This is a genomic window from Halobacillus seohaensis, assembly GCF_042663045.1.
Taxonomy (GTDB): Bacteria; Bacillota; Bacilli; order Bacillales; family Halobacillaceae; genus Halobacillus_A; species Halobacillus_A seohaensis.
The window spans coordinates 55,408-80,524 of sequence record NZ_JBHSZV010000025.1 but is presented as its reverse complement, the minus strand read 5'-3'; the positions used below and the strand labels follow the sequence as shown (position 1 = coordinate 80,524).

26 protein-coding genes are annotated in these 25,117 nt (G+C 39.2%); 25 read left to right on the top strand and 1 reads right to left on the bottom strand.

What is annotated here, in order from left to right:
• The first annotated feature begins 23 nt into the window (after positions 1-23).
• The 25 genes from ACFQIC_RS09920 to ACFQIC_RS09800 all read left to right on the top strand — a co-directional run bounded on the left by ACFQIC_RS09920 (position 24) and on the right by ACFQIC_RS09800 (position 23,813).
• A complete protein-coding gene (locus tag ACFQIC_RS09920; RefSeq protein WP_204708103.1) occupies positions 24-1,085 on the top strand; it encodes a TRAP transporter substrate-binding protein in 1,062 nt (353 codons plus the stop codon).
• A 93-nt stretch (positions 1,086-1,178) separates the two neighbouring features.
• Positions 1,179-1,718 (top strand): TRAP transporter small permease, encoded by a 540-nt coding sequence (locus ACFQIC_RS09915; protein ID WP_204708102.1) that lies wholly within the window; start codon positions 1,179-1,181, stop codon positions 1,716-1,718.
• On the top strand, positions 1,715-2,995 hold the full coding sequence (locus ACFQIC_RS09910; RefSeq protein WP_204708101.1) for a TRAP transporter large permease: 1,281 nt from the start codon (positions 1,715-1,717) through the stop codon (positions 2,993-2,995). Before ACFQIC_RS09915 ends, ACFQIC_RS09910 begins: the two co-directional genes overlap by 4 nt.
• A 196-nt stretch (positions 2,996-3,191) precedes the next feature.
• Positions 3,192-4,529, top strand: coding sequence for an NAD(P)-dependent oxidoreductase (locus ACFQIC_RS09905; protein ID WP_204708100.1), 1,338 nt, complete (start codon positions 3,192-3,194; stop codon positions 4,527-4,529).
• A 41-nt stretch (positions 4,530-4,570) separates the two neighbouring features.
• On the top strand, positions 4,571-4,840 hold the full coding sequence (locus ACFQIC_RS09900; RefSeq protein ID WP_204708099.1) for an HPr family phosphocarrier protein: 270 nt from the start codon (positions 4,571-4,573) through the stop codon (positions 4,838-4,840).
• Between the two features lie 50 nt (positions 4,841-4,890).
• Positions 4,891-5,646, top strand: coding sequence for a 2-dehydro-3-deoxy-D-gluconate 5-dehydrogenase KduD (gene kduD, locus ACFQIC_RS09895; protein WP_204708098.1), 756 nt, complete (start codon positions 4,891-4,893; stop codon positions 5,644-5,646).
• 45 nt (positions 5,647-5,691) lie between these two features.
• Positions 5,692-6,330 carry a bifunctional 4-hydroxy-2-oxoglutarate aldolase/2-dehydro-3-deoxy-phosphogluconate aldolase gene (locus tag ACFQIC_RS09890; protein WP_204708097.1) on the top strand — a complete coding sequence of 213 codons (639 nt, stop codon included), beginning with the start codon at positions 5,692-5,694 and terminating at the stop codon, positions 6,328-6,330.
• 19 nt (positions 6,331-6,349) lie between these two features.
• Positions 6,350-7,366, top strand: coding sequence for a 2-dehydro-3-deoxygalactonokinase (locus ACFQIC_RS09885; RefSeq protein ID WP_204708096.1), 1,017 nt, complete (start codon positions 6,350-6,352; stop codon positions 7,364-7,366).
• Positions 7,363-8,511 (top strand): galactonate dehydratase, encoded by a 1,149-nt coding sequence (gene dgoD, locus ACFQIC_RS09880; protein WP_204708095.1) that lies wholly within the window; start codon positions 7,363-7,365, stop codon positions 8,509-8,511. Before ACFQIC_RS09885 ends, dgoD begins: the two co-directional genes overlap by 4 nt.
• Positions 8,512-9,007: 496 nt before the next feature.
• Positions 9,008-10,177: an acyl-CoA dehydrogenase family protein gene (locus tag ACFQIC_RS09875; RefSeq protein ID WP_204708094.1), complete on the top strand. Its 1,170-nt coding sequence runs from the start codon at positions 9,008-9,010 to the stop codon at positions 10,175-10,177.
• Between the two features lie 29 nt (positions 10,178-10,206).
• A complete protein-coding gene (fabG, locus tag ACFQIC_RS09870) occupies positions 10,207-10,971 on the top strand; it encodes a 3-oxoacyl-ACP reductase FabG (protein ID WP_204708093.1) in 765 nt (254 codons plus the stop codon).
• Positions 10,972-11,000: 29 nt separating this feature from the next.
• Positions 11,001-11,450, top strand: a complete 450-nt coding sequence (locus tag ACFQIC_RS09865) for a MaoC family dehydratase N-terminal domain-containing protein (protein ID WP_204708092.1) — start codon at positions 11,001-11,003, stop codon at positions 11,448-11,450.
• The gene (locus ACFQIC_RS09860; protein WP_204708091.1) at positions 11,447-11,848 is read left to right on the top strand and encodes a MaoC/PaaZ C-terminal domain-containing protein; all 402 of its coding nucleotides are present in this window, start codon (positions 11,447-11,449) and stop codon (positions 11,846-11,848) included. Before ACFQIC_RS09865 ends, ACFQIC_RS09860 begins: the two co-directional genes overlap by 4 nt.
• 51 nt (positions 11,849-11,899) lie before the next feature.
• Positions 11,900-13,105: an acyl-CoA dehydrogenase family protein gene (locus tag ACFQIC_RS09855; RefSeq protein ID WP_204708090.1), complete on the top strand. Its 1,206-nt coding sequence runs from the start codon at positions 11,900-11,902 to the stop codon at positions 13,103-13,105.
• A 15-nt stretch (positions 13,106-13,120) separates the two neighbouring features.
• On the top strand, positions 13,121-13,894 hold the full coding sequence (locus ACFQIC_RS09850) for an SDR family oxidoreductase (RefSeq protein WP_204708089.1): 774 nt from the start codon (positions 13,121-13,123) through the stop codon (positions 13,892-13,894).
• Positions 13,895-13,928: 34 nt separating this feature from the next.
• Positions 13,929-15,098, top strand: coding sequence for a thiolase family protein (locus tag ACFQIC_RS09845; RefSeq protein ID WP_204708088.1), 1,170 nt, complete (start codon positions 13,929-13,931; stop codon positions 15,096-15,098).
• A gap of 238 nt (positions 15,099-15,336) precedes the next feature.
• A complete protein-coding gene (locus ACFQIC_RS09840; RefSeq protein ID WP_204708087.1) occupies positions 15,337-15,903 on the top strand; it encodes a TetR/AcrR family transcriptional regulator in 567 nt (188 codons plus the stop codon).
• A 56-nt stretch (positions 15,904-15,959) separates the two neighbouring features.
• Positions 15,960-16,361, top strand: a complete 402-nt coding sequence (locus ACFQIC_RS09835; RefSeq protein ID WP_204708086.1) for an acyl-CoA thioesterase — start codon at positions 15,960-15,962, stop codon at positions 16,359-16,361.
• Between the two features lie 49 nt (positions 16,362-16,410).
• Complete coding sequence (locus ACFQIC_RS09830; protein ID WP_204708085.1) at positions 16,411-17,193, top strand: SDR family NAD(P)-dependent oxidoreductase; 783 nt, start codon at positions 16,411-16,413, stop codon at positions 17,191-17,193.
• 135 nt (positions 17,194-17,328) lie between these two features.
• On the top strand, positions 17,329-19,002 hold the full coding sequence (locus ACFQIC_RS09825; protein WP_204708084.1) for a long-chain-fatty-acid--CoA ligase: 1,674 nt from the start codon (positions 17,329-17,331) through the stop codon (positions 19,000-19,002).
• Between the two features lie 118 nt (positions 19,003-19,120).
• On the top strand, positions 19,121-19,984 hold the full coding sequence (locus ACFQIC_RS09820; RefSeq protein WP_204708083.1) for a branched-chain amino acid ABC transporter permease: 864 nt from the start codon (positions 19,121-19,123) through the stop codon (positions 19,982-19,984).
• The gene (locus tag ACFQIC_RS09815; RefSeq protein WP_204708082.1) at positions 19,984-21,015 is read left to right on the top strand and encodes a branched-chain amino acid ABC transporter permease; all 1,032 of its coding nucleotides are present in this window, start codon (positions 19,984-19,986) and stop codon (positions 21,013-21,015) included. Before ACFQIC_RS09820 ends, ACFQIC_RS09815 begins: the two co-directional genes overlap by 1 nt.
• A gap of 3 nt (positions 21,016-21,018) precedes the next feature.
• The gene (locus ACFQIC_RS09810) at positions 21,019-21,783 is read left to right on the top strand and encodes an ABC transporter ATP-binding protein (protein ID WP_204708081.1); all 765 of its coding nucleotides are present in this window, start codon (positions 21,019-21,021) and stop codon (positions 21,781-21,783) included.
• On the top strand, positions 21,776-22,483 hold the full coding sequence (locus tag ACFQIC_RS09805; RefSeq protein WP_204708080.1) for an ABC transporter ATP-binding protein: 708 nt from the start codon (positions 21,776-21,778) through the stop codon (positions 22,481-22,483). Before ACFQIC_RS09810 ends, ACFQIC_RS09805 begins: the two co-directional genes overlap by 8 nt.
• Before the next feature lie 82 nt (positions 22,484-22,565).
• Complete coding sequence (locus tag ACFQIC_RS09800; protein ID WP_204708079.1) at positions 22,566-23,813, top strand: ABC transporter substrate-binding protein; 1,248 nt, start codon at positions 22,566-22,568, stop codon at positions 23,811-23,813.
• A 72-nt stretch (positions 23,814-23,885) separates the two neighbouring features.
• Here the strand turns inward: ACFQIC_RS09800 and ACFQIC_RS09795 are convergent, their stop codons facing one another.
• Positions 23,886-25,091, bottom strand: a complete 1,206-nt coding sequence (locus ACFQIC_RS09795) for an iron-containing alcohol dehydrogenase (RefSeq protein ID WP_204708078.1) — start codon at positions 25,089-25,091, stop codon at positions 23,886-23,888.
• Between the last annotated feature and the right edge of the window lie 26 nt (positions 25,092-25,117).

Genomic DNA, 25,117 nt, shown 5'->3' with positions numbered 1-25,117 from the left:
TTTTAAAAAAAGGGGAATTACAAATGAAGAAATTATTTATGCTATTATGTTTTGTATTATTAATCGGAGCACTTGCAGCTTGTGGAAATGGTGATTCTGAATCCAGTAGTAGTGATTCTGACTCTAGTGATGGTGACAGTGAAAGCGCTTCAGGTGAAGAAAAAGTAATTAAAGCTGGTATTGGACTTAACGATGACCACCCACAATATAAAGGTTTACTTAAGTTTAAAGAGATTGTTGAAGAAGAAACAGATAGTGCAATTAAAGTTGAAACGTATCACAGTGGTCAACTAGGTGACGACCGTTCCATGACTGAAGCACTTCAGCTTGGTACACAAGAAGTTACTATTCCATCTACTGCACCACTAGCAAACTTTGTTCCTGAATTTAGCGTATTTGATATTCCGTTCTTATTTCCAAATGAGCAAGTAGCAGACCAAGTACTTGATGGTGAAGTTGGACAAGATCTTCTTAAAAAGCTAGAAAGTCAGGATTTGGTTGGTCTATCATACTGGGAAAATGGATTCCGTGATTTAACGAATAGCGAGAGAGCTGTTGCAACTAAAGAAGACTTTGAAGGACTTAAAATTCGTACAATGGAAAATGACCTACACTTAGATGCTTTTAAAGCATTAGGCGCAAACCCTACACCAATGGCATTTACTGAACTATTTACAGCTATGCAGCAAGGTACAGTTGATGGTCAAGAAAATCCATATGCAACAATCTACTTGCAAAAATTCTATGAAGCTCAAGATCACGTATCAAACACGCACCACATCTACAGCCCATTTGTATTTCTTATGAGTAAATCTTTCTATGATGGTTTGAGTGAAGAACAACAAACAATCGTTAAAGATGCAGCTGTAGAAGCAGGTAAGTATCAGCGAGAATTAAACCGTGAAGCAAATGAAAAGTACTTGCAGTCACTTCAAGATGAAGGCATGACTTACACTGAAATCACTCCAGAAGCTCGTGAAGAAATGGTAGAAGCTGTTCAGCCAGTTGTCGATGAATATAAGAGTAAGATTGGTGAAGAAACAGTTGAAAAAGTTTACCAAGCCATCGAAGATGCACAGGAGTAATTTTTCATAGAATATGAGAGGGTACATAGCTACCCTCTCTCATTTTTACAGAGTGAAAGAGTTAAAATGAGGGTCAGTTGAGGTGAAATTATTATGAACATCATTAGAGCGATAGACCGCAAGTTAGAGGAAGTTCTGCTCGTGATCTTATCAATAACTATGGTAAGTGTTATATTCCTTCAAGTTGTTATGCGAGTATCTGGGAATTCTTTGTCGTGGTCTGAAGAACTTGGACGCTATGCTTTTATATGGTTGGTGTACATAGGCATTAGCTACGGTGTTAAGAAGCAGCGTCACATTAAAGTGGACGTGATGCTTCTGTTATTAAAAGGCAGAGGAAAGCTTATACTCGCCATGATAGCTAATTTATTATTCTTAGCTTTTTCGATATTCGTAGTAATCTACGGATATGATATTGCTAACCAACTACTCGGGTTCGGTCAGGACTCTCCAGCACTCCACATTCCAATGGGAGCTGTTTATATGGCGACACCGATAGGGTTCGGACTTGCTGCCATTCGTTTAATACAAAATCTTTATGTACAGTTTAAAATGCTTATCGGAAAGCGAGAACTCGATGTTGCTGACGAGCGTGACCGGTTGCTGAATCAGGAAGAGGAGGATGAGACATGACAACTGCAGTATTATTTGGCTCCTTTGCCTTACTCCTACTTTTAAGTGTTCCGATCGGTATTGCGCTCGGTATTTCAACACTTGCTACAATCTTTTATTCAGGAACAATTCCGATTCCGTTTCTAATGAAAGAATTAGTTACAGCTGTTGACTCGTTTCCATTAATGGCCGTACCTTTCTTTATCCTTGCCGGTGAAATTATGGGAAAAGGCGGCATATCTGAAAGGCTCTTCAATTTCGCAAATGCCCTCGTTGGGAATAAAACTGGTGGCTTTGCGATGGCAACTATTGTGACTTGTATGTTTTTCGCTGCTATTTCAGGTTCAGGCCCGGCAACTGTTGCCGCTATTGGTGGAATAATGATCCCAGCGATGGTTAGACAAGGGTATGACAAGAAATTTGCTACAGCTACCGTGGCAGCTGCTGGTTCCATTGGTGTTATTATTCCGCCAAGTATTCCAATGGTTATATACGGAGTTGTTGGTGGTGCCTCCATTGGCGACATGTTTATTGCTGGAATCATCCCAGGTTTAATTGTCGGTTTGGCATTGATGACTTGGGCTTATGTTTATTCTAAAAAGCACGGGTATCGCGGTACTGATCGCAAAACTTCTTTATCATATATTTGGGAAACTTTATGGGAAGCTAAATGGGCTCTGGTTATTCCTATTATTATTCTCGGTGGTATTTACGGTGGTATTTTCACACCGACTGAAGCAGCGGTTATTGCTGTTGTTTACGGAATTATTGCAGGACTATTCCTGTATCGTGAACTTAAAATTAAAGACCTGCCGAAACTATTGGCAGATTCATCATTAACAACAGCAACAGTTTTAATTATTGTTGGCTCTGCAACGGCGTTTGGTCGACTGCTGACAATTGAACAAATTCCAACACAGGTTGCCAACTTCTTATTATCTATCTCAGAGAATGAGATTGTAATTATCATGTTGATTACCATTCTACTTTTATTAGTAGGTTGCTTTATGGATACGTTAGCTGCAATTATAATATTGACCCCAATTCTATTACCAATTGCAGTGAATCTTGGTTATGATCCTATTCATTTTGGTATCATAATGGTCGTTAACCTTGCCATTGGATTTATCACACCGCCACTTGGGGTTAACCTTTTTGTCGCCTCGGGGATATCGGGATTATCTATTGAACAATTATCAAAAGCGATTATTCCATACTTCCTTGCGATGATCTTCTCGCTACTAATGGTAACCTTTATACCAGAACTATCACTTTGGCTAATCAGCTTTGGTGACTAGTCATGAGTAATGACCCTCTCCCTTAAATCCCTTGCTTTTTATGCAAGGGGTTTTTGGTTTAATTATTAGACGGGGGTGATTGAAGGGTTTTGGACTACTCACTAGTACTTTTTGAGTTTATTAAATAAGTGAGCGACTATCTATTGAAGACGAACATTAAATGAAAAAGCAAACTTGCACAGAAAGGTAAAGAATTATGACAGTATTTATCCAAGTGGTACTGCCTGTGCTACTCATCTTCGCAGCGGGGTATCTTATACAAAAACTAGCCAAACTTGATATTAAGTCCGTATCGACAATTGCTTTATACGTTATGCTTCCTTGTCTAGTTTTCAAAACGTTTTATGAGGCGGAACTTAATGGTGAGTATTTAATGATGCTCGTATTTTCAATCTTGTTGCTCATAAGCATTCTAGTCATTAATAAAATAGTGTCGAAAGTTCGAAACTATGATTCTTCGACAGAAAGTGGTTTGATTTTATCTACCGCATTTATGAATTCAGGTAATTATGGTGCGCCTATTATATTGTTTGCATTTGGTATTAATGAATGTATATTTAGAAGTGAAAAAATTAAGGAGAGATTTCTCATGAGAGTTATAGTAACAGATTATGAATATGATACGCTCCAACCTGAGGAAAAGGTAATGAAAGAACATGGGATTGAGTTAGTTGCTCACCAATGTAAAACAGAAGAAGAAGTCATCGAAGCCTGCAGATACGCAGATGGAATTATTTCTCAATACGCACAAATTACAAAGAGAGTAATTAATGAATTGCAACAATGTCAGGTAATTGCCAGGTATGGAATTGGCTATGATTCGGTAGATGTGGAAGCCGCCAGCGAACGAGGAATATCCGTATGTAATGTTACTGATTATTGTCTGGATGAAGTATCTGATCATACCATGGCACTATTACTATCCTTATCTAGAAAAGCACCATTTCTTTCGTCAAAAGTGAAAGAAGGGGAGTGGGATTTTAATCAAGGAAAACCGATTACCCGGTTAAATAAACAAACACTTGGGTTAGTCGGTTTTGGTAATATTCCGAGAAAAGTAGCTGCGAAGGCTGCTGTGTTCGGGTTGGATATCGTTGTCTATGATCCTTTTGTTAAAGAAGCCAATGGCGTTAAACTAGTATCTTTTGACGAACTGCTGAAGGTTTCTGACTATGTTTCTGTTCATGCTCCATTAAATAAACAGACAGAAGGTATGATGAACGTTGACGCTTTTAAAAAAATGAAGCCTAACGCCATGGTTATAAATACAGCTCGGGGTCCTTTAATTGAAGAAGACGATTTAATTGATGCATTGAATAAAAAGGAAATTTCAGGAGCTGCTCTTGACGTTATGACTGTTGAACCTCCTGAAGATAACCATCCATTACGTAACATGGATCAAGTGATTATCACACCACATGTCGCCTGGTATTCTCAAGAAGCAGAGCTAGATTTGAAGACGAAGGCAGCCAAAAATGTTGCTTCAGTACTTTCTGGAGAAAGACCAGCCTACCTTGTGAATCCTCTTGACTAGTTAGCTCGACTTTATTAAAAAATTTTGAAAGGATGATCATAGTGGAGCAAAAAGTATCAAAAACCATTAAAGTTTATATTAAAGAATCACAAACAATTATAGAATTGAGCCAAATCATTCAGCAATACGATTCAGAAATCCTCTTAAAGAAAAACGTGAACGGCAGCATTATTGAGGCAAATTTGAAAAGCTTTCTTGGTCTAATCAACCTGCGTCTTCATGATGGTGATGAAGTACAAGTTGAATGCATAGGAGATGATGCCGCCGACGCCCTAAAAGAAGTTGAAAAGTTCATGCAACCAGATGATTAATTCAATATAATGTGCATGCATTTGTAATAAATAGGTAAAGGAGAGATAGTATGAATTTATTTAACTTGGAAGGTAAAGTAGCTTTAGTTACAGGAGGAAACCGTGGTTTAGGTGGGGCAATGGCTTATGGACTAGCACAGGCAGGAGCAGACATTGCAATTGTGCAAAGGTCAAAAGAAGAAACTGAAGTTGCAAAGAGTATTCGTGATCTTGGTAGGAAATGTGAAACTTTTTCATTTGATTTATCAGAAACAAAAGATCTTCCAGAGCTTGTGGATTCTGTAATAAAGCAACTAGGAAAAATAGATATTCTAGTCAACAATGCTGGGGTTCAACGTCGTTCTCCATCTGAAGAATTTTCCGAAGAAGATTGGGACTTAGTGATGCAGGTGAACTCGAAGGCGGTATTTTTCCTTTGCCAAACGGTCGGACGAAAAATGTTGCAACAAGGGAAAGGTAAAATTATCAATTTAGCTTCACTATTATCTTACCAAGGCGGTTTTACTGTGCCTGAATATGCAGCTTCAAAAGGGGGAGTTGCCCAGTTCACGAAGTCCTTATCTAACGAATGGGCATCTAAAAATGTAAATGTAAACGCTATCGCCCCAGGCTATATGGCAACTGAGATGAATACGGCACTTATCAATGATGAAAAGCGAAGTCGTCAAATCTTAGAAAGAATTCCTGCAGGGCGTTGGGGAAATCCAGAAGACATGGTTGGGGCGGTTGTTTTCTTAGCTTCCAATGCTTCTGATTATGTAAATGGTGAAACGATTACAGTAGATGGTGGATGGATGGGAAGATAAATTCGACTTGTTCATTTCTAATAAGAAGCGGAAAGGACGGGTTTCGTGAGTAATACGCTGACTCGCATAAAAGATGAGAAGATTGTAGCCATTGTCCGATTAGATAGTACTGAACATGTGAAGGAAATCGCGAGAAGTTTGTATGAAGGTGGTATTCGCATCATCGAAGTTACACTAAATACTCCAGGTGCTTTGGATAGCATAAAAGAGATTAAGCATCTCTATGAGGATTTGGTTATTGGTGCTGGTACCGTTCTTGATGCTGAAAGTGCTCGCTCAGCTATTTTGGCAGGAGCAGACTTTTTATTAGCTCCAACGTTAAGTGAAGAAACCATTAGGATGGGAAATCGTTACGGTGTTCCAGTTATTCCTGGTGTAATGACTCCTACAGAAGCATTAGCTGCCTACGAGTATGGCGCTAAAATGATTAAAGTATTTCCAGTAAGTTCTCTCGGTCCGAATTTTGCTAAAGATTTAAAAGGACCGATGCCATTTTTAGAAGTCATGGCCGTAGGAGGAGTTTCTTTAGATAATGTAGAGTCATATTTAGAAAAGGGCTGGAATTCTATAGGTCTTGGCGGTTCTCTTGTGAATAACCAATTAGTAAAAGATAAAAACTATCAAGAATTAACGAATAGAGCTAAACAATTTATTGAAGTAAGAAACAAAGTAATCAATCGATGAAGAGAAATGTGGTGAATACATGGCAATAATTTTAATTGATTCGGGAACTACCAACTCCCGTATACGATTAGTTGATGAAAAACATATAAAAGTTTTAGATGTTATCAAGCTAGAGATTGGTGTGAGAAATACAGCAATAGAAGGGAGTAATAATAGGTTAAAACAAGAAATAGCCAACGGTATAAATGATTTGCTTGATAATAACTCGTTATCCTCTCATCAAATAAAGTACATAGTGGCTACAGGAATGATTACATCTAATCTAGGAATATATGAAGTACCTCATGTAGAAGCTCCGGCTAGTTTAGATAGTTTCGTAGAATCGGTCCAACGAGTAGAAACTAAAGAATTCTTTAATATTCCTTGCCTTTATGTACCAGGGATGAAGAACAAAGTCACTGATTCACTAGAGGATGAACTAAGTGTGATTAATCAATACGATGTAATGAGAGGTGAAGAAGTTGAAACTTATGGATTATTAAAACAGTTAAAGCCAATAGGAAAAGGTTTAATGGTTTTACCAGGCTCTCATACAAAGTTTGTTTTAGTAGGAGAAAATAAAGAACTATTAAGTTGTCGGTCAACGCTTGGTGGAGAAATGCTAAAAGCAGTAAGAGATCAGACGATTATTTCAGATTCATTAGATGAAGGACTCATTGAAAGTGTTGATCCAAGTTATTTAGTAAAGGGATATAATGCTGCTCGCGAAGTAGGCGTAACGAGAAGCTTATATCATATAAGGCTCCTTCAACTTTTCTCAGAATTAAGTGCTAACGAAAGAGCCAATTATTATGCTGGATCTGTTCTATATTATGACATAGAAGCACTTATGCAAATGTTAAAAGAAGAACAGGTGGAATGGATCGTTATAGGCGGATCTGATCCATTAAGAGGGGCATTTTACCATCTTATCACTCATTTTAATCAATCCTGGAAAATTATAAACTCTACGGATGAACAAGTAGAACTGGCTACGGTTTATGGAGCGCAAGAGATAGGCGAAACCTATTTTGTGGAAGGAGTTGACTCAAAATGAAAATAATTAGTTATGAACTATTTCAAGTACCACCTAGATGGCTATTTTTAAAAATAGAAACAAGTGAAGGAATTACTGGGTGGGGGGAACCAGTTATAGAAGGGCGAGCCCATACGGTCAAAGCTGCAGTCGAAGAACTTATGGAGTATTTAGTTGGGAAAGATCCTATGCGCATAGAAGATCATTGGAATACGATGTATCGGTCTGGCTTTTACAGAGGCGGTCCTATTCTAATGAGTGCCTTAGCTGGTATAGACCAGGCTTTATGGGATATTAAAGGTAAATATTTTAATGCTCCAATTTATCAACTTCTAGGCGGGGCGTGTCGTGATTCTATTAAAGTTTATTCATGGATAGGCGGCGACAGACCATCGGACGTAGGGAAAGCAGCGGAAGAAGCTGTTTCTACAGGGTTTTCTGCTATTAAGATGAACGGAACTGAAGAGCTTCAATATATAGATTCTTATGGAAAAATTGATCAAGCCGTTGAACGTGTAGCTAGTGTAAGAGAGAGTGTCGGACCTGATATCGGGATTGGAATTGATTTTCATGGAAGAGTACATAAACCAATGGCTAAAGTTCTCGCTAAAGAATTAGAGCCTTATCGTCCAATGTTTATCGAGGAACCCGTCCTATCAGAAAATAATGAGGCGTTAAGAGAAATTGCAAATCACACACATATTCCGATAGCAACGGGCGAAAGAATGTACTCAAGATGGGATTTTAAATCTCTATTGTCAGATGGATATGTTGATATTATTCAACCTGATCTTTCCCATGCGGGAGGTATTACGGAGACTAAAAAAATTGCTACTATGGCTGAAGCCTATGATGTAGCTGTTGCACCTCATTGTCCTTTAGGTCCAATAGCCTTGGCCTCTTGCTTGCACGTTGATGCGACATCACACAATGCAATCATTCAAGAACAAAGTTTAGGTATCCACTATAATAAAGAAAATGATCTACTTGATTATGTGAAAGATAGAAGTGTGTTTGATTACGAAGATGGACATGTGAAATTCCCAGAAGGCCCGGGTCTAGGCATAGAAATCGACGAAGAGTATGTTCGCAAACGAGCTAAAGAAGGTCATAATTGGAAAAATCCAGTATGGAGACATAAAGACCAAAGTATTGCTGAATGGTAATAAAAGAACTATATAAGATCTTTAACATATGTACAACAAAAACCACCGGCTTAGGGTAGTACTCTGCCGGTGGTTTTTGTTGTCTTCACTGCCTTAAGAACTGGATCTCTTTCATTGTATGGGAGTAATACCGGTGTCTGGCGACGGATTAACTAATGAATTCGTCCGGATTTATGAATAATTCCTTCATTTTGATAAGTATTTCAACCATATTTGTTGCTAATTCAAACATTTCAGCAAACAATTCCCTATATTCATTGATGATGCAAACGACGGAACCAGATGTTGTTTCTCAAATTCACTATAGATAATTGACTCTTTAATAGAAGCGTTCTCTGCCAGTAAACGACAAAATCAGAGAAAAATAATGGTTGTTTTTTCTGAAATTTTGAAATATTATGGTAATATACATACTAACCAGTTGGTATGTTGTTGGAGTCAATTGATCGACAAGAAAGCTATCTGGGAAAATCTTAAAAAGAATGGAGATAGTTGTATGCATTTACGTCTAACTGATGAACAACAAATGGTTCAGAAAACCATCCGAAAATTTGTAGAAAAAGAATTAGTTCCATTAGAAAATGAAGTATTAAGAAATGAAAGAGAAGGAAAGCCAAGTCTTCCTGAAGGTAAATTGAAAGAACTACAGTTAAAAGCGAAGGAAGCAGGTTTCTGGGGAATTAACACGCCAGAAGAATATGGTGGGGCTGATTTAGGTCAAATGATGTTAGCAATCGTTCAAATCGAAGTGGCCAAGACATTTGTACCGTTTCAGTTCGGTGGTTCAGCTGATAATATCTTGTATTATGGAAATGAGGAACAAAAGAAAAACTATCTGTTACCTACAATTAATGGTGAGAAAAAGTCATGCTTTGCGATGACGGAGCCTGGAGCAGGATCTGATACGAGAAACATTAAAATGACGGCTGTGAAAGATGGTGATGAATGGGTTTTAAATGGAGAGAAAACCTTTATCACGGGTGGAAACGAAGCTGACTTTGTTATGGTCGTTGCCATCACAGATAAAGAACTACATGAATCTTCGGCAGGTCGCGAAGGGGTGACATGCTTCATTGTTGACCGATCAATGGGATGGAAGTCTGAATATATCCATACAATGGGTGAATGGGGACCTGCCGCACTCGTTTTTGATAATGTAAGCGTTCCCGAAAGAAACATTTTAGGTAAAGTAAATGGTGGATATGACCTTGGACTTGAATGGATCGGCTTTGCAAGGTGGATTGTAGGTGCACGTGCTGTAGGAGCTGCAGAAAGGCTACTAAAAATGGCTGTAGATTATGCGAATGAGCGAGAAACGTTTGGCAAACCTATTTCTACTAGACAGGCTATTCAATGGCAAATAGCAGATTCAGCCGTAGAAATTGAGGCTGCCAAATGGCTCGTACTTAATGCAGCATTTACGTTAGATCAAGGAGAAGACAATCGTCATGCTGCATCAATGGCAAAATTGTATGGTTCAAATATGGGAAACCGAGTGGTAGACCGTGTCCTACAAATTCATGGTGGGATGGGATATACAAGGGAATTGCCAATTGAACGCTGGTATCGTGAAGCAAGGTTATGGAGAATTTACGATGGTACGGATGAAATTCAACGTTTAATCATATCTAGAAATCTATTAAAGGGACACGTAAAGATTGGTTGATTTTATTATAGATATTGGAGGCCTAATATATGGCAGGTAAATTTGATGGTAAAGTTGCATTTGTCACTGGAGGAAGTCGTGGGATTGGAAAGGGGATTGTTCAGCGGTTTGCTGAAGAAGGAGCAAAAGTAGCCATTATAGATGTCGATGAAGAGGCACTAAAAGAAGCTGAAAGCGACTTTGCAGAAAAAGGTTTTGAGGTTTTTACTAAGGTAGCGAATGTTGTAGAAGCGGAACAAGTCGAGGCTGCAGTAAATGAGGCTTATGAAGAGTTCGGTTCAATCGATATACTTGTTAATAACGCTGGAGTTATTAGGGATAACATGTTATATAAAATGACCGACTCGGACTGGGATACGGTAATGAACGTTCACTTAAAAGGATCTTTTAATGCAGCACGAGCGGTTCAAAGATATATGGTAGAAAATAAGTATGGCCGCATTATCAACATTTCTTCAACTTCAGCTCTTGGTAATCGAGGACAAGCAAATTATGCGACGGCAAAAGCTGGTTTACAAGGCTTTACGAAAACGCTTTCAATTGAACTGGGAAGGTATGGAGTTACTGTTAATGCCGTGGCACCAGGATTTATAGAAACAGAAATGACGAAACAAACAGCAGCCCGTATTGGGATTTCTTTCGAAGATTTAGTGAAAGCAAGCGTAGACAGAATTCCTGTAGGCAGGAGCGGTAAACCTGAAGATATTGCTAATGCGGTGGCCTTTTATGCCGATGAGAATTCATCTTTTGTGAGTGGCCAAGTGTTGTATGTAGCTGGAGGTCCAAAAGATTAAGGTCAGATAATTAAAGGGAGGTGACTTTTGTGTTAAAACCTAGCATAGGTAAACGGTCTACTAAAGTGAAGAATACTGTGGAAAGAGGCGCAGTGAAAAAGTTTGCAGAAGCCATCGGTGATTCGCATCCTATTTTTGTTTGTGAAGAAACCGGGAGGAAATCAAGGTATAACGAGAATATTGCTCCTCCTACTTTTCCAAGAGTATTTGATTATGGAACCATTGAGGAGCTTAATTTACCCGCAAAAGGTTTGATTCACGGGGAGCAAATCTATCATTATGAGAGACCTCTTCTTGTTGGGGAAGAGATCTTCTGTTTCTCTGAAGTGAAGAATTACTATGAAAGAAGTGGAAAAAGTGGGGATATGGGATTTTTATTATTAAAAAGATATGGAGAAGACCTTGAGGGAAATCTCATTTTTTCAGAGGAACAGGTTGTGATTATCACAGAGGCCGTTCGAAAGGAGATGATGGTTTGAAACAGCTAAATGACTTACAAATTGGTGAGTCTCTAGAAGACGTGACTCTCCCCCCAGTGTCAAGGCTTGAACTAATTAAATATGCCGGGGCATCCGGTGATTATAATCCTATTCATACGATTGATGAGGAAGCTGAAAAGGCTGGGTTACCAGGAGTGATTGCTCATGGAATGTGGACGATGGGGAATCTTGCTAAATTATTCACCCCCTATTATGAAGAAGGTTTTATTGAGGATTATGCGATTAGGTTCAAGGGGATGGTCTTTTTGAATGATGTAATTACACTAAATGCGAGCGTAGATGACCATACGGAAGAAAAAATGAAATTCAAAGTAAATGCGACGAATCAAGAGGGAAGAGAAGTTATCAAAGGCAATGTGGTGCTTTGTAAAGTTTAAAGCATTCTACATACCATAAATGATTGGTCCATTATAGGAGGTCCTTGCTGTATGAACTTTGAGTATACGGAGAAAGTCCAAGAGTTGCAGAAGAAGCTGAATGATTTTATGGATGAATTCATTTATCCTAATGAGTCGTTATATGAAGAACAGCTCAGTAAGGCAGAACGATTCACTTATGTCCCGCCCATTATAGAAGAGTTAAAAGAAAAAGCGAAAGAGAAGGGTTTATGGAATTTATTTTTACCAGAAAGTGAGTACGGAGCTGGATTGACTAACATAGAATACGCGCCATTATGTGAAATTATGGGGCGATCAAGTATTGCTCCTGAAGTATTTAATTGTGCTGCCCCTGATACAGGGAACATGGAGGTGCTAGTGCGTTACGGTTCAAAGGAGCAAAAAGAGAAATGGCTGGACCCGCTACTGAATGGCAAAATCCGTTCTTGTTTTTCGATGACAGAACCTGATGTTGCTTCATCAGATGCGACGAATATTAATACGAGCATTGTAAGAGACGGCAATGACTATGTCATCAATGGAACAAAATGGTGGTCGTCAGGAGCAGGAGACCCTCGCTGTGAAATTGCCATCGTTATGGGGAAAAGTGATCCAAATGCACCGAAACATGAGCAGCAATCGATGATTCTTGTTCCTCTTGATACAGAAGGGGTCCATATGAAGCGGACTCTTCCGGTTTTTGGTTATGATCATGCGCCTCATGGCCATGCCGAAATTGAATATAACAATGTTCGTGTTCCTGCAGAAAACCTCTTATGGGGGGAAGGAAAAGGCTTTGCTATTGCACAAGGAAGGCTAGGACCAGGGAGAATTCATCATTGCATGAGAACAATTGGTGCAGCCGAACAAGCTTTAGAAGATATGTGCAAGCGTGTAAGTGAAAGAGAAGCTTTTGGTAAGAAACTTGCAGAACAGGGTGTTATTAGAGAATGGATTGCAGATTCCAGAATTGAGATCGATCAAGCGAGATTACTAACACTTAAAGCTGCTTATATGATGGATACCGTTGGTAATAAAGAAGCAAAAGCGGAAATTGCCATGATTAAGGTGGTTGCACCAAACATGGCATTGAAAGTAATCGATCGTGCAATTCAAGCGTTTGGAGCTGCTGGCGTCAGTAATGATTTCTCACTAGCAGCCAAATGGGCAAATATACGAACACTTAGGCTAGCTGATGGACCAGATGAAGTTCATCGTAGAGCGGTCGCGAAATATGAGTTAAGGAAACACCAGTAATGGGAGGGAATGTTCATGCATATTCAGAAACTGTTTGATCTTTCGGGGAAAACTGCAATAGTAACTGGTGGAGGCAGAGGGTTAGGTAAACAGATTGCTGAAGGATATGCCGAGTCAGGAGCAAACGTTGTCGTTTGCTCAAGGAAAGAAGAAGCATGTCAGGAAGTAAGCGAAAGTTTGACCAAGCTCGGCGTGGAGTCAATTGCCTTTAAATGTGACATTACAAATCCAGATGATATTCAACATGTGGTTGATAAGACCGTGGAACGATTCGGCAGTATTGATATTCTAGTAAATAATAGTGGAGCAACTTGGGGAGCTCCTGTAGAGGATATGCCGCTAGAAGCGTGGCAGAAGGTTATGAATGTCAACGTGACAGGTACCTTTTTGATGTCCCAAGCCGTAGGAAAAGTCATGCTTAAGCAAGAGTCAGGGAAGATCATAAATATTGCTTCCGTGGCAGGGCTTAAAGGTTCTAATCCAGAGTACATGGACACGATTGGCTACAATTCAAGTAAAGGGGCGGTGATTACTTTTACAAAAGATTTAGCCGTTAAATGGGGACCAAGAGGTATTTATGTGAATGCCATTGCTCCAGGATTCTTCCCTACTAAAATGTCAAAAGCATTAATTGAAAAAGGTGAAGAAGCTTTTCTTAAAGGTACTCCGTTAAGAAAGTTTGGGACTGAGAATGACTTAAAAGGTGCTGCAGTGTTTTTGGCATCACCGGCGTCTGATTATATTACAGGTGATGTGATGGTTGTGGATGGTGGTTCACATGCTATGTAATTACCGATTATTCATAGTAAGGAGTGAATTATAAATGAAAAGAGATGCAGTGATCGTATCTGCCGTACGTACAGCAATTGGCCGACAAGGTGGAACATTAGCAACAATACCTGCCCATGTTTTAGGAGCAGAAGTTATAAAAGAATCAGTAAAACGCGCCCAAATTTCACCAGACTTGATTGAAGATGTTATTTTCGGAAATGTTCTTAGCGGTGGAGGGAATATTGCTCGATTATCAGCCCTTCAAACAGGACTTTCTATTAATCTGCCTGGTTTAACTATCGATCGTCAATGTGGATCAGGATTAAATGCTGTAAATCTAGCAACCCAGGCGATTCAGTCAGGGGGCGGGGATGTCTATGTAGCAGGTGGTACGGAAAGTATGAGTCGAGCTCCGTACTTAATGGATCGCCCTGAAAAAGCCTATAGTCCTATGCCTCCTAAATTTAGAAAGTCTCAACTATCACCTGATGAAATAGGTGATCCGCCAATGGGAATTACTGCTGAAAATCTATCGGAAAAGTACCAGATTGCTAGACAGGAACAAGATGAATTTGCTTACCAAAGCCAGCAAAGGATGGCAACTGCCATGGAAGAAGGGCGGTTTGAAGAGCAAATTGTACCTGTGAGTGTGCCCGTTCGAAGAAGCGATCCGATGAAATTTAAAACGGATGAGCATCCTCGTCCACAAACTACGATGGAAGCCTTATCTAAATTACGGGCAGCTTTTCTTGAGGATGGGACAGTAACAGCAGGAAATAGTTCAGGTTTAAATGATGCAGCCTCAGCCCTGCTTTTGATGTCTCGAGAGAAATCAGAAGAACTTGGCGTTTCCCCTTTAGCGACGGTTCGCGCTAGTGCCGTGGCAGGGGTTGATCCGAATATTATGGGAATTGGACCCGTACCTGCGACAAGAAAGGCACTAGAAAAAGCAGGATTGACGCTAGATGATATGGACATTATAGAAATTAATGAGGCTTTTGCGGGGCAAGTGCTTGCCTGTAACAGAGAACTAGAAATGAATATGGAGAAGGTAAACGTGAATGGTGGTGCCATCGCTCATGGTCACCCGCTCGGTGCTACCGGTGCAATTTTAACAACGAAAGCTATTTATGAACTTAAACGATCCGGTGGAAAATACGCACTTATCACGGCTTGCATCGGTGGTGGCCAAGGGATTGCTACCATTATTGAACGTGCTTAAAACTATCAGTCTTGTTTGTGAAACTAGAAGTTTTTAAGCAGGATAACCAATAGATTGTGATTTAGGTATGATATAATTTTATCGCGGTTAACGAGAGGGTTCTCTTAATGATAAAGGAAAGGAGGAAGCTTCTCGGCAAAGCCCGATTGGTACAACAACATGCAGTGGGCAAACAATCAAGATTCCTACTAAATGAAGTTTTACTATATACCATACTTAAGTGAGAGGATTATCTAACATGAAACAAAAACTAATTGATGCAAGCATACATTTATTCGATGAAAAGGGGTTTACGGAAACTTCCGTTCAAGATATAGCCGGAGAGATCAAGGTAACTAAGGGTACATTTTATTATTACTTCAAAAGTAAACAAGAATTGCTTAGAGATATTCATCTCAACTATATTGGCTATCTGTTAAGTCAGCAAGATGAAATTATTAATGACACCTCTAGAGATAGTAGAAACAAACTACACGATACGGTGTTTATGCTTATTCACAGCATTAGAAATCGAAGAAAAAGTGCTAGGATATTTTTTAGAGAAATGCGCAACCTTGCTCCTGAGTACCTTGAGCAAAATATGGAAAAGCGGGATCTCTTTCGAAAAAATGTACAAGGAATTGTAGAAGAAGGGGTACGTAAAGGATGCTTCCAAGAGGACCTAAATACTGATATGATCACCCGTGGCATTCTCGGTGTGGCAAATTGGAGTTATTATTGGTTCAATCCTGAAGGCGACGTTTCAGATGAAGAACTTACCAATATATATCTTGAAATGATTTTAAACGGTATAAACAAAAAATAACTCATTAATGAAGGATTGAAAGACTAATTAGTCGAATGAATTAGGGGGTAATCATTATGAAACATGAGATAGACACGAATGTAAGGTTTTGTGAAACAGATGCCGCTGGACATGTAAACAATACGAGTTACTTCATTTATTTAGAGGAAGCCCGTGGAAAGTTCTTTCAAGACATATTAGGTGATTATGAAACGTTCGGTAGATTTATTATAGCTTCGACAAAGTGTGATTTTTTGAGTCAAGCCTACTTCAACCAAAAATTAATAATTTCCACATGGGTATCAAAGATAGGTACGAAAAGCTTTCGTTTTAACCATGACATAAAAGCACAGGAATCGGGAGTGCTAATTGCTGAAGCAGAAGCAGCTATTGTTTGCTTTAACTATGAAGAGCAAAAAAGCGAACCGATTCCATCAGCGGTTAGACAAATCTTAGAAAATCAACTTGTTCCAAATTAAAATAAAGGTTTCCAAGTTTCTGAAACTATGAATAGAAAAGGTAGTGGTAATGTTGAATCGATTCGCAGATTCTATAGCAGTGGTAACAGGAGCAGGTAGCGGTATAGGTAAACAGACAGCCATTCAACTGGCGCATGAAGGGGCAAGAGTGATCTTGGTTGGCCGTACGTCTTCTAAGCTAGAGAAAGTTGCTGACCAAATCAATGCTTCCTTAAAGGAGCCTACGGCAGAGATTTTTACTGCGGACGTAACAAATGAACAGGATATCGAAGACCTAGGACGCTTCATTCAACAAAATTACGGAGAGCTTCATGTTTTAGTAAATAATGCCGGAGCTTCAGGAAAATCGACAATATTAGAGATGGAAACAAGTGAATGGGACCGAATTCAAGAGACGAATTTAAAAAGTGTCTTTCTCGTATCGAAAATACTTGGTAAGATCATGATAGAAAGCAGTGAACAAGAAGAGGAAAAAAAAGATCTTTCGATTGTAAATGTAGCTTCCCTATCCGGTCATAAAGCAGGAGCTATGATTCCTCATTACAGCTCATCTAAAGCAGCAGTTATTAATTTCACAAAATCACTGGCCGTTGAGTTTGCTCAATATGGAATACGTGTTAATTCAGTATCGCCAGGATTTGCAGAAACACCGCTAACGGAAGAAGGATTAAAAAATCGACGATTTGAAGAAGCGATTCAACGAAACACGGCATTAAAACGTGTAGGTAAACCAGAGGAGATCGCTCATGTCATTTCTTTTGCCGCGTCTAAAGAGTCATCGTATATGACAGGAACTGATTTGTTAGTAGATGGTGGATGGATGATTACTTAGTTTTTTTAATTGCAAATGATAGCGCTTACAAAGATCGGCACTATTTTAACTTTCAAAAAATTCAAGAGCTAAGAGAACGGTTGATTTTGTTAGGTCTTCAACTGGAATAACTTTATTCATAAAGGAGAGGTCTTTATGCAAACCAGCCATTTTGAATTCTGGCCCAAATTGACTAAATCAATAACGATTCCTGAAACATCCTTGTACGATAATCTTAAAGTTTCAGCTACTCGGTATCCTGAACATGATGCCATTTATTACTATGGAAAATCCATTACGTATCGCCAACTGGCTAAAGAAGTTGATTTTGTCGCCGGATACTTGCAGAAGGAGCTAGGTGTTGCTAGTGGTGAAAAAGTATTGCTATTTATGCAAAACTCTCCCCAGTTTGTAATCAGTTACTATGCAATTTTGCGAGCGGGAGCTGTAGTCGTTCCTATTAACCCTATGCTGAAGTCAAATGAATTGGAGTTCTATGTGAATGACTGTGCCATTAAAAACGGCATAGTTGGTCAAGAGCTTATCAGAGATGTTCACCCTTTACTAGCAGATACATCGCTTCAAAACCTTGTGATCGCATCCTATTCAGATTACAAAGGTGATGATTTCGAAGAACTGCCAGAGGAAGTAACCGCTCAACGAATAGAGTTTAAAGAGGATAACTATTATTTGTGGAACGACATATTAAAGGTTGGATTTCAACCGGAGGAAACAAATGAGAGAGCAGATGATCTGGCTGTTCTCCCATATACTTCAGGAACGACAGGACTTCCTAAGGGATGCATGCATACGAATCGAACCGTTCAGGCGAATACCGTAGGATCGTACTATTGGGCCCGTTCAACTACTCATTCGAAAAGCTTAATGACATTGCCACTATTTCATGTAACAGGTATGGTACACAGCATGCATATGCCGATATTTGGTGGAAGTACGATGGTGATTATGACCCGTTGGAATCGTAAAACGGCTCAGAAATTGATTAGAGAACAACAATGTACCCATTGGGTGACAATTAGTACGATGCTAATTGACTTCCTTGCGAACCCTGATCTAAAAGCAGAAGACCTTACTTCCTTACTCGGTATTTCCGGTGGAGGAGCTGCGGTTCCAAAAGCAGTTGGTGAGAAGCTATTTAATTTAACAGGATTAGAGTTTGCAGAAGGCTATGGTCTTTCCGAAACTATTGCCCAAACGCATTTTAATCCACCCGAACGTCCGAAAATGCAGTGTTTAGGAATCCCTTCGTTTGATGTCGACTCACGAATTATTGATCCGACAACACAAAGTGAGAAGGGGATAGGTGAAATAGGGGAAATTGTCGTAAATGGGCCTCAGGTGATGGTTGGTTATTATAACAGACCAGACGAGAATGAAAGCTCTTTTATTGAGATTGAAGGAAAACCATTTTTTAGAACAGGGGATATTGGTCGATTTGATGAAGAAGGATACTTTTTTATTGTCGATCGTGTCAAACGAATGATCAATGCATCCGGTTATAACGTATGGCCTACAGAGATTGAATCCAATTTATATAACCATGAGGCGATTGAACAAGCTTGTGTTGTTGGAATTCCTGATCCACGTAAAGGGGAAGACATTAAAGCATTTGTCATTTTAAATGAAAATTTCGAAGGGCAGGTAACAGAGGAAGAAATTATTGAATGGTCGAAACAACAAATGGCCGCTTATAAATATCCACGGGTCGTTGAGTTTAGAAAGGAATTTCCAACAACAGCTAGCGGTAAAATTTTATGGCGTAAGCTTCAAGAGCAAGAAAAAGATAAAGTCGAAAGGTTGAATACGTAGACCATCACGATCCTGACACAAATTACTTAATAGTATAGGAAGTACTTACTGACTAGTTGGTATGGTGTTCAGGAATGAATGAAATTGTTATTAAAATGGAGGCTAAAGGGGTAGTTAAATGGATATTTTAACACAACAACTTTTTAACGGGTTGACCATAGGAAGTGTTTATAGTCTCGTCGCTTTAGGTTTAACTCTTGTATATGGTATTTTACACATTCCTAACTTTGCCCATGGAGCATTGTATATGCTTGGTGCTTATGTAACTTTAACTTCGATGCTTTTATGGAATTTTCATTATTGGCTGGCCATCGCTGTCTCCATTGTGGTCGTTGGCTTAATAGGAGTCATAATGGAAAGACTCGTTTTTAACCCGTTGAGGCATGCACCACCTATTCATGACAAAATCGCGGCGATCGGCATCTTGTTGTTTCTAGAAGCTCTAGCGCAGTTAGTTTGGGGCGCTGATTATCGTACAATGACAACTCCCTACGGAGAGGTTATCAATATTTTTGGCACAACCCTGACGATGCAACGAGTATTTATTAATGTCGGAGCTATTGTTGTCATGGTTTTACTCTATCTGTTTTTGAAAAAAACATTTGTTGGCTCCACAATTATTGCAATGGCTCAAAATCGTGAAGGCGCTCATCTAGTAGGAATTAATACGAATAAAGTTGCGATGTTAACCTTTATGATATCCGGGGGATTAGCTGCTATTGCTGCATCCTTATCAGCACCCATCAATCTTGTTTTTCCTGGTATGGGACACCTCGTTATTTTAAAAGCATTTGTCATAATCATACTAGGTGGAATGGGGAGTATTCCTGGAGCGATTCTAGGGGGATATATCCTAGGATTTACGGAGAGTCTTGGGGCTACGTATATATCCAATGACTATAAAGACATTATTGCTTTTGTGCTATTAATTATCATTCTATCCTTTAAGCCTAAAGGATTATTTTCCAAGGAGGGATTCTAATGTCACAACTTCTTAGGAAGAAGAATGTAATCATTGGTCTTGTAATTATGGCTGCAGTCTTTCCGTTTGTCGTTCAAAATGGTTATTGGCTTCACATCGTAACCTTATCGTTTATTTGGATGATTGCTGTCTATGGTTTGAATTTACTTGCTGGTTATACGGGGTATTTATCTCTTGCTCACGCTGGTTTTTTTGCAATTGGGGCTTATGCGTTAGGACTATTAACAGTCAAGGCTGGTATGAACTATTGGGTAGCGTTAGGACTAGCTTGTTTAATTACGAGCGGAATTGGTTTTTTAATAGGGTTAATTGCTTTAAGAACAAAAGAACATTTCTTTGCGATTTATACACTATGTGTCGGATATGTTATCTATCTTGTGATTGATAAATGGGATGGTTTAACAGGAGGGGTTCGAGGTTTAATTGGTATTCCTACTCCATCCAATATAGGGCCAATCTCATTTCAGAGCCCACTCTCACAATACTATCTCGTCTTATTTTTCCTTTTAATGACTGTCCTTGTTATCTATCGAATTGTTCACTCTCTCTCAGGTCGTACGTTTATTGCCATTAGAAATAGTGAAGAGTTAGCTCAGACTATTGGGATTTCAACTATGAAAAACAAGTTGACCGTTTTTGTTTTGTCAACGGCTTTTGCCGGTTTAGCAGGTGCTTTGTATGCTTCATTTATTCGATTTATTGGTCCAGATATCGGTTACACTACGGTGATATTTGACTTTCTTACGTATTTGTTAGTTGGTGGAATCGGGACTTTAGCAGGTCCAATTGTTGGAACATTGCTAGTTGTTTGGGTTTCCCAGTCGCTTCAATTTTTACAAGATTATCGCATGCTCATTTTTGGCCCGCTGTTAACCCTAATCATAATTTTTTATCCAAGAGGAATTGTAGGATTTTTTAATGAAATGAGAATGAAGTATTTAATTAGGAAGAAAAGAACGCCGTACAAAAAATCAAGAAGTGAATACGGTACGACTAAAGAAAAATCCGAAGATAACATCAAGGAGGGGTGACATTTGTTTATAGAAACAAAAGATCTAACAAAAAATTTTGGTGGACTTGTAGCTGTGAAAAGTGTGGATTTCTCTATAGAGGAAGGAAAGATTAACGCGATTATAGGTCCTAATGGTGCGGGGAAATCTACTTTTTTTAATTTAGTTAGTGGTTCTTACACCCCTAGTTCCGGAAAGGTGATTTTCAAGGGAAAAGACATAACTAATCTACCCTCTCACAAAATTGCGAACTTAGGTGTAGCAAGAACTTTTCAAACTACTAATCTATTTGAGCAAGCAACAGTCCTAGATAACGTGATTGTAGGTCATCGACTGCGGACGGAATCAAATTTACTTGATGCCATCTTAAGGACAAAGCGCTATAAGAGAGAAGAAAAAAAGTGTAGGGATAAAGCCATGGAAGTCCTGGATTTTGTAGGATTAACGGGTATAACTGATAAATTGGCTGGAAGTATCACACAGGAAGAGAAGAAGCGAGTAGCTTTTGCGTTGGCTTTGGCCACGGAGCCTGAGGTGGTTTTCCTTGATGAACCAGCAGCAGGCATCAACCCTGGTGAAACGGATGGATTAGCTGATCTAATGAGGAAGATGGTGAAAAAAGGAATAACCGTATGCTTAATTGAGCACAAGATGCAAATGATTATGAAACTAGCTGATAAAATCATGGTTTTAAATTATGGAGAAAAAATTGCCGAGGGGACATCAGAAGAAATTATGAACAACGAAGCTGTTATTGAAGCCTATTTAGGAGGTGATGCGAGTGCTTAATCTTTCAGGGTTATCTGTAAAATATGGTGGTTTTACAGCGATAAAAACCTTAGATATTGAAGTAGAAAAAGGAGAATTAGTCGTTTTACTGGGCTCAAATGGTGCAGGGAAAAGTACTACGTTTAGAGCAATTAGCGGTCTTGAAAAGCCTAGTGAAGGTGAGATCCTGTTTGAAGGTAATGCAATTGGAGGCAAGTCACCGGATAGAATAGTGAAGTCTGGAATTGTCCAGTGTCCTGAAGGACGAGAATTGTTTCACGGCATGTCGGTTTATCAAAATTTAATTATGGGTGCATATGTTCATCGGAAAAAGAAATCGGAAGTTAAGAAATCGATACAAAATGTTTATGATTTATTTCCAATTTTACGTGAAAAAAAGGATAATGCTGCTGGATCTCTAAGCGGTGGGCAACAACAAATGCTTGCGATTGGAAGGGCTTTAATGTCAAAACCGAAGTTAATGATGTTAGATGAACCTTCTATTGGATTAGCTCCCTTAATTGTTGAACAAATGTTTGAAGTTATTCAAAAAATTAATGAGGATGGCACGACTGTTCTGTTAGCAGAGCAAAATGCTAATGCAGCTTTAAAGATTGCAAATAGAGGCTATGTTTTTGAAAGTGGTTCGATTGTTGTAGAAGGAACATCCGAGCAATTATTTACAAATGATGCGGTTCGAAAGGCATATATTGGTGCCTAACGATAAATGTTGCCGAAAGGGGAGGGCAAGTTTCTAGAAGGCAATGGATGAAAAAATACTATTTAATGGGGAGGAAATAAAAATGAAAAAATTTCGATTATTAGCTTTCCTAATGATGTTGTCATTTGTATTTGTTTTGGCTGGGTGTATGGAGGGAATGTCCGATGATACCTCTAGTGAAGAGGACACGGAAGCGGAAGCTGAAGCTGACGCAGAAGTTGAAGCTCCTGAAACTGAAGAAGGAGACGAGGTAGTGAACATCGGATTTAGCGGCCCGTTAAGTGGACCAGCTGCTTTCTATGGAGAACGCTCATTAAATGGAATGAAGTTAGCTGTAGAAGAAATTAATGAAAGTGGTGGATTTGAAATTGATGATCAATCATATAAGTTAAATCTTGTTCCATTAGATGATAAGTATTTACCTAATGAAACAGCAGCTAATGCTAAGAGACTAGTACAGGAAGACCAAACACCTATTATATACTCCCCGCATAGTGGTGGAATAAAAGCCATGCAGGTGTTTAACGAACAAGAGAACTTTTTAATTGGTGCTTATACAAGTGAGCCTGGTGTTACAGCTGAAGGGAACGAACTTACTGTAAGGATCCCGCCCCGTTATGATGGGTATATGGAACCTTTTACTGATTATACAATGGAGCGTTTTGGAAATAAAATTGCCGCCCTGCCAACTGCTTCACAGTATGGTAAAGATTGGTCCGAACATTTATTACCTCATTGGGAAGAAGAAGGAGGAGAAGTCGTATACGATGCCTCAATTGATTTTTCCAAAGAAACGGATTTCTTTACTACCGTTACTAATGCACTAGAAAACGACCCTGATGTACTCTTTATTGGCGGACCTTCTGAACCAACTGCAAAATTAGCAAAACAAGCGAGAGAATTGGGATTTGAAGGTGGTTTTATCATCATGGATCAGGCCAAACTTGATGAAATGAGGAAAATTGTTGGTGAAGAAACTTATGACATGTTTGAAGGATCTGTTGGTGTTACGCCTTTAGTAGATTCTGAATATCCTGGTACAGACCAGTTCGTTGAAACATATCGAGAAGAACATGATGAAGACCCAGGCTCAGAAGCAGGTTTTCACTATGTTTCTGTCTATATATTTATGGAAGCAATGAAAGCAGCTGGAACTGTGGACGATCCAACAGCAATTCGGTCTCATATACAAGCTGGATTGGAACAATTACCTGAAGATAAAGAGGTATACTCCATCCCTGAGATTGGCGATGATGGAGGATTTAAAACAGGCTTGAGTATGGCAGCTGTAGAAGATGGTGAGATTGTATCAATAGAAGTTGAAGAATAAGTTATAGTTCTAATTAATCGAAAATCCCCCATCGATGCCAGATTGATAGGCTATCGTTGGGGGATTTGTTTGTTATTTTGAAGTGACTTCCGATCCTGAAACTTCTTTTATAACCTTGCTAATAATTTCTTCTGGAATACGGAAAAAGACTCCGGCAGGATCTGACTGGACTGCCGTAACAATATCTTTTAAGTGGTTAAGATCTATGTTTGCTTCTTCAAAAGTGCTCCCTAAGCCAACTTGATTCCTAAGGTCACGGATGTAACTCGTGACTTGCCCCAGGCATAATTCCGGAGAATCTGAAATATTTTCAATTCCAAGTGCTTCTGCAAAACCTTTGATTCTTGGTAAATACATAGGAGCTAAACTTTCCATGACATTCGGCAAAAGAACAGCATTTGCCAGACCATGCGGAATTCCGTATTTTGCCCCTAATGCATGTGCGATATTGTGAACGGGAATAGCATTAAGAGAAAGACTAAAAGCAGAGATAGCCATTGAACTGGCCATCAGCATGTTTGCACGAGCCTTAAGACTTTGCCCTTTATGAACAGCTGTTGTGATATTTTCTGTAATCATCCGTGTGGATTGTAATGCATACGCATCAGTCATGGGATTGGCCTGTGGTGAAAAATAAGCTTCAGCCGCATGTGTTAAGGCATCAAATCCAGTAAAGGCTGAAATTTTAGGAGGAAGTCCAATGGTTAGTTCAGGGTCTAGGACGGCCATGTCAGCATTAATAAAGGGATTAATAATGTTTACTTTCACGTTAACCTGCTCATTATAGATAACGGAAATTGGAGAAACTTCTGCACCCGTACCTGCCGTTGTAGGAACGGCAACGTGTGGAATAGAAATGGGTTGTACATCAGGCCATGATTCGAGTACGTTTCCTAATAGGTGCTCATGAACATCTGTGAAATTGTTATGAAGCATCCACTTAACCCCTTTGACAGTATCAAGAACACTGCCACCACCAAGAGCCAATAATGCATCCCCATTATTTTCCTTGAAAAATTTAGCTGCTTGATTAATGATGGTTGATTTTGCATCTTGAACAATATGGTCAAAAACGCCAACGAGTTTAACATCCCCTGGCATCAATTCAAATAACTCGGTGATTTTTTCGGTGACTCCTGCATCTGTGAGACCTTTATCTGTGAATAACACCACCCTCTTACCGCCAAGGTTCTTGATCAATTCAGGAAGTTTTGTACGTGAACCAGATCCGTTGTGAATCACAGTTCGAACAGAAAAATTAAAATATGATGTTACCATTCGATCACCTGCTTTTTTTTAGGATA

Coding starts and splice junctions, on each gene's coding strand:
- ACFQIC_RS09920 (WP_204708103.1), top strand. CDS start 24: ATGAAGAAATTATTTATGCTATTATGTTTTGTATTATTAATCGGAGCA.
- ACFQIC_RS09915 (WP_204708102.1), top strand. CDS start 1,179: ATGAACATCATTAGAGCGATAGACCGCAAGTTAGAGGAAGTTCTGCTC.
- ACFQIC_RS09910 (WP_204708101.1), top strand. CDS start 1,715: ATGACAACTGCAGTATTATTTGGCTCCTTTGCCTTACTCCTACTTTTA.
- ACFQIC_RS09905 (WP_204708100.1), top strand. CDS start 3,192: ATGACAGTATTTATCCAAGTGGTACTGCCTGTGCTACTCATCTTCGCA.
- kduD (WP_204708098.1), top strand. CDS start 4,891: ATGAATTTATTTAACTTGGAAGGTAAAGTAGCTTTAGTTACAGGAGGA.
- ACFQIC_RS09885 (WP_204708096.1), top strand. CDS start 6,350: ATGGCAATAATTTTAATTGATTCGGGAACTACCAACTCCCGTATACGA.
- dgoD (WP_204708095.1), top strand. CDS start 7,363: ATGAAAATAATTAGTTATGAACTATTTCAAGTACCACCTAGATGGCTA.
- ACFQIC_RS09875 (WP_204708094.1), top strand. CDS start 9,008: ATGCATTTACGTCTAACTGATGAACAACAAATGGTTCAGAAAACCATC.
- fabG (WP_204708093.1), top strand. CDS start 10,207: ATGGCAGGTAAATTTGATGGTAAAGTTGCATTTGTCACTGGAGGAAGT.
- ACFQIC_RS09855 (WP_204708090.1), top strand. CDS start 11,900: ATGAACTTTGAGTATACGGAGAAAGTCCAAGAGTTGCAGAAGAAGCTG.
- ACFQIC_RS09850 (WP_204708089.1), top strand. CDS start 13,121: ATGCATATTCAGAAACTGTTTGATCTTTCGGGGAAAACTGCAATAGTA.
- ACFQIC_RS09845 (WP_204708088.1), top strand. CDS start 13,929: ATGAAAAGAGATGCAGTGATCGTATCTGCCGTACGTACAGCAATTGGC.
- ACFQIC_RS09840 (WP_204708087.1), top strand. CDS start 15,337: ATGAAACAAAAACTAATTGATGCAAGCATACATTTATTCGATGAAAAG.
- ACFQIC_RS09835 (WP_204708086.1), top strand. CDS start 15,960: ATGAAACATGAGATAGACACGAATGTAAGGTTTTGTGAAACAGATGCC.
- ACFQIC_RS09830 (WP_204708085.1), top strand. CDS start 16,411: ATGTTGAATCGATTCGCAGATTCTATAGCAGTGGTAACAGGAGCAGGT.
- ACFQIC_RS09825 (WP_204708084.1), top strand. CDS start 17,329: ATGCAAACCAGCCATTTTGAATTCTGGCCCAAATTGACTAAATCAATA.
- ACFQIC_RS09820 (WP_204708083.1), top strand. CDS start 19,121: ATGGATATTTTAACACAACAACTTTTTAACGGGTTGACCATAGGAAGT.
- ACFQIC_RS09815 (WP_204708082.1), top strand. CDS start 19,984: ATGTCACAACTTCTTAGGAAGAAGAATGTAATCATTGGTCTTGTAATT.
- ACFQIC_RS09800 (WP_204708079.1), top strand. CDS start 22,566: ATGAAAAAATTTCGATTATTAGCTTTCCTAATGATGTTGTCATTTGTA.
- ACFQIC_RS09795 (WP_204708078.1), bottom strand. CDS start 25,091: ATGGTAACATCATATTTTAATTTTTCTGTTCGAACTGTGATTCACAAC.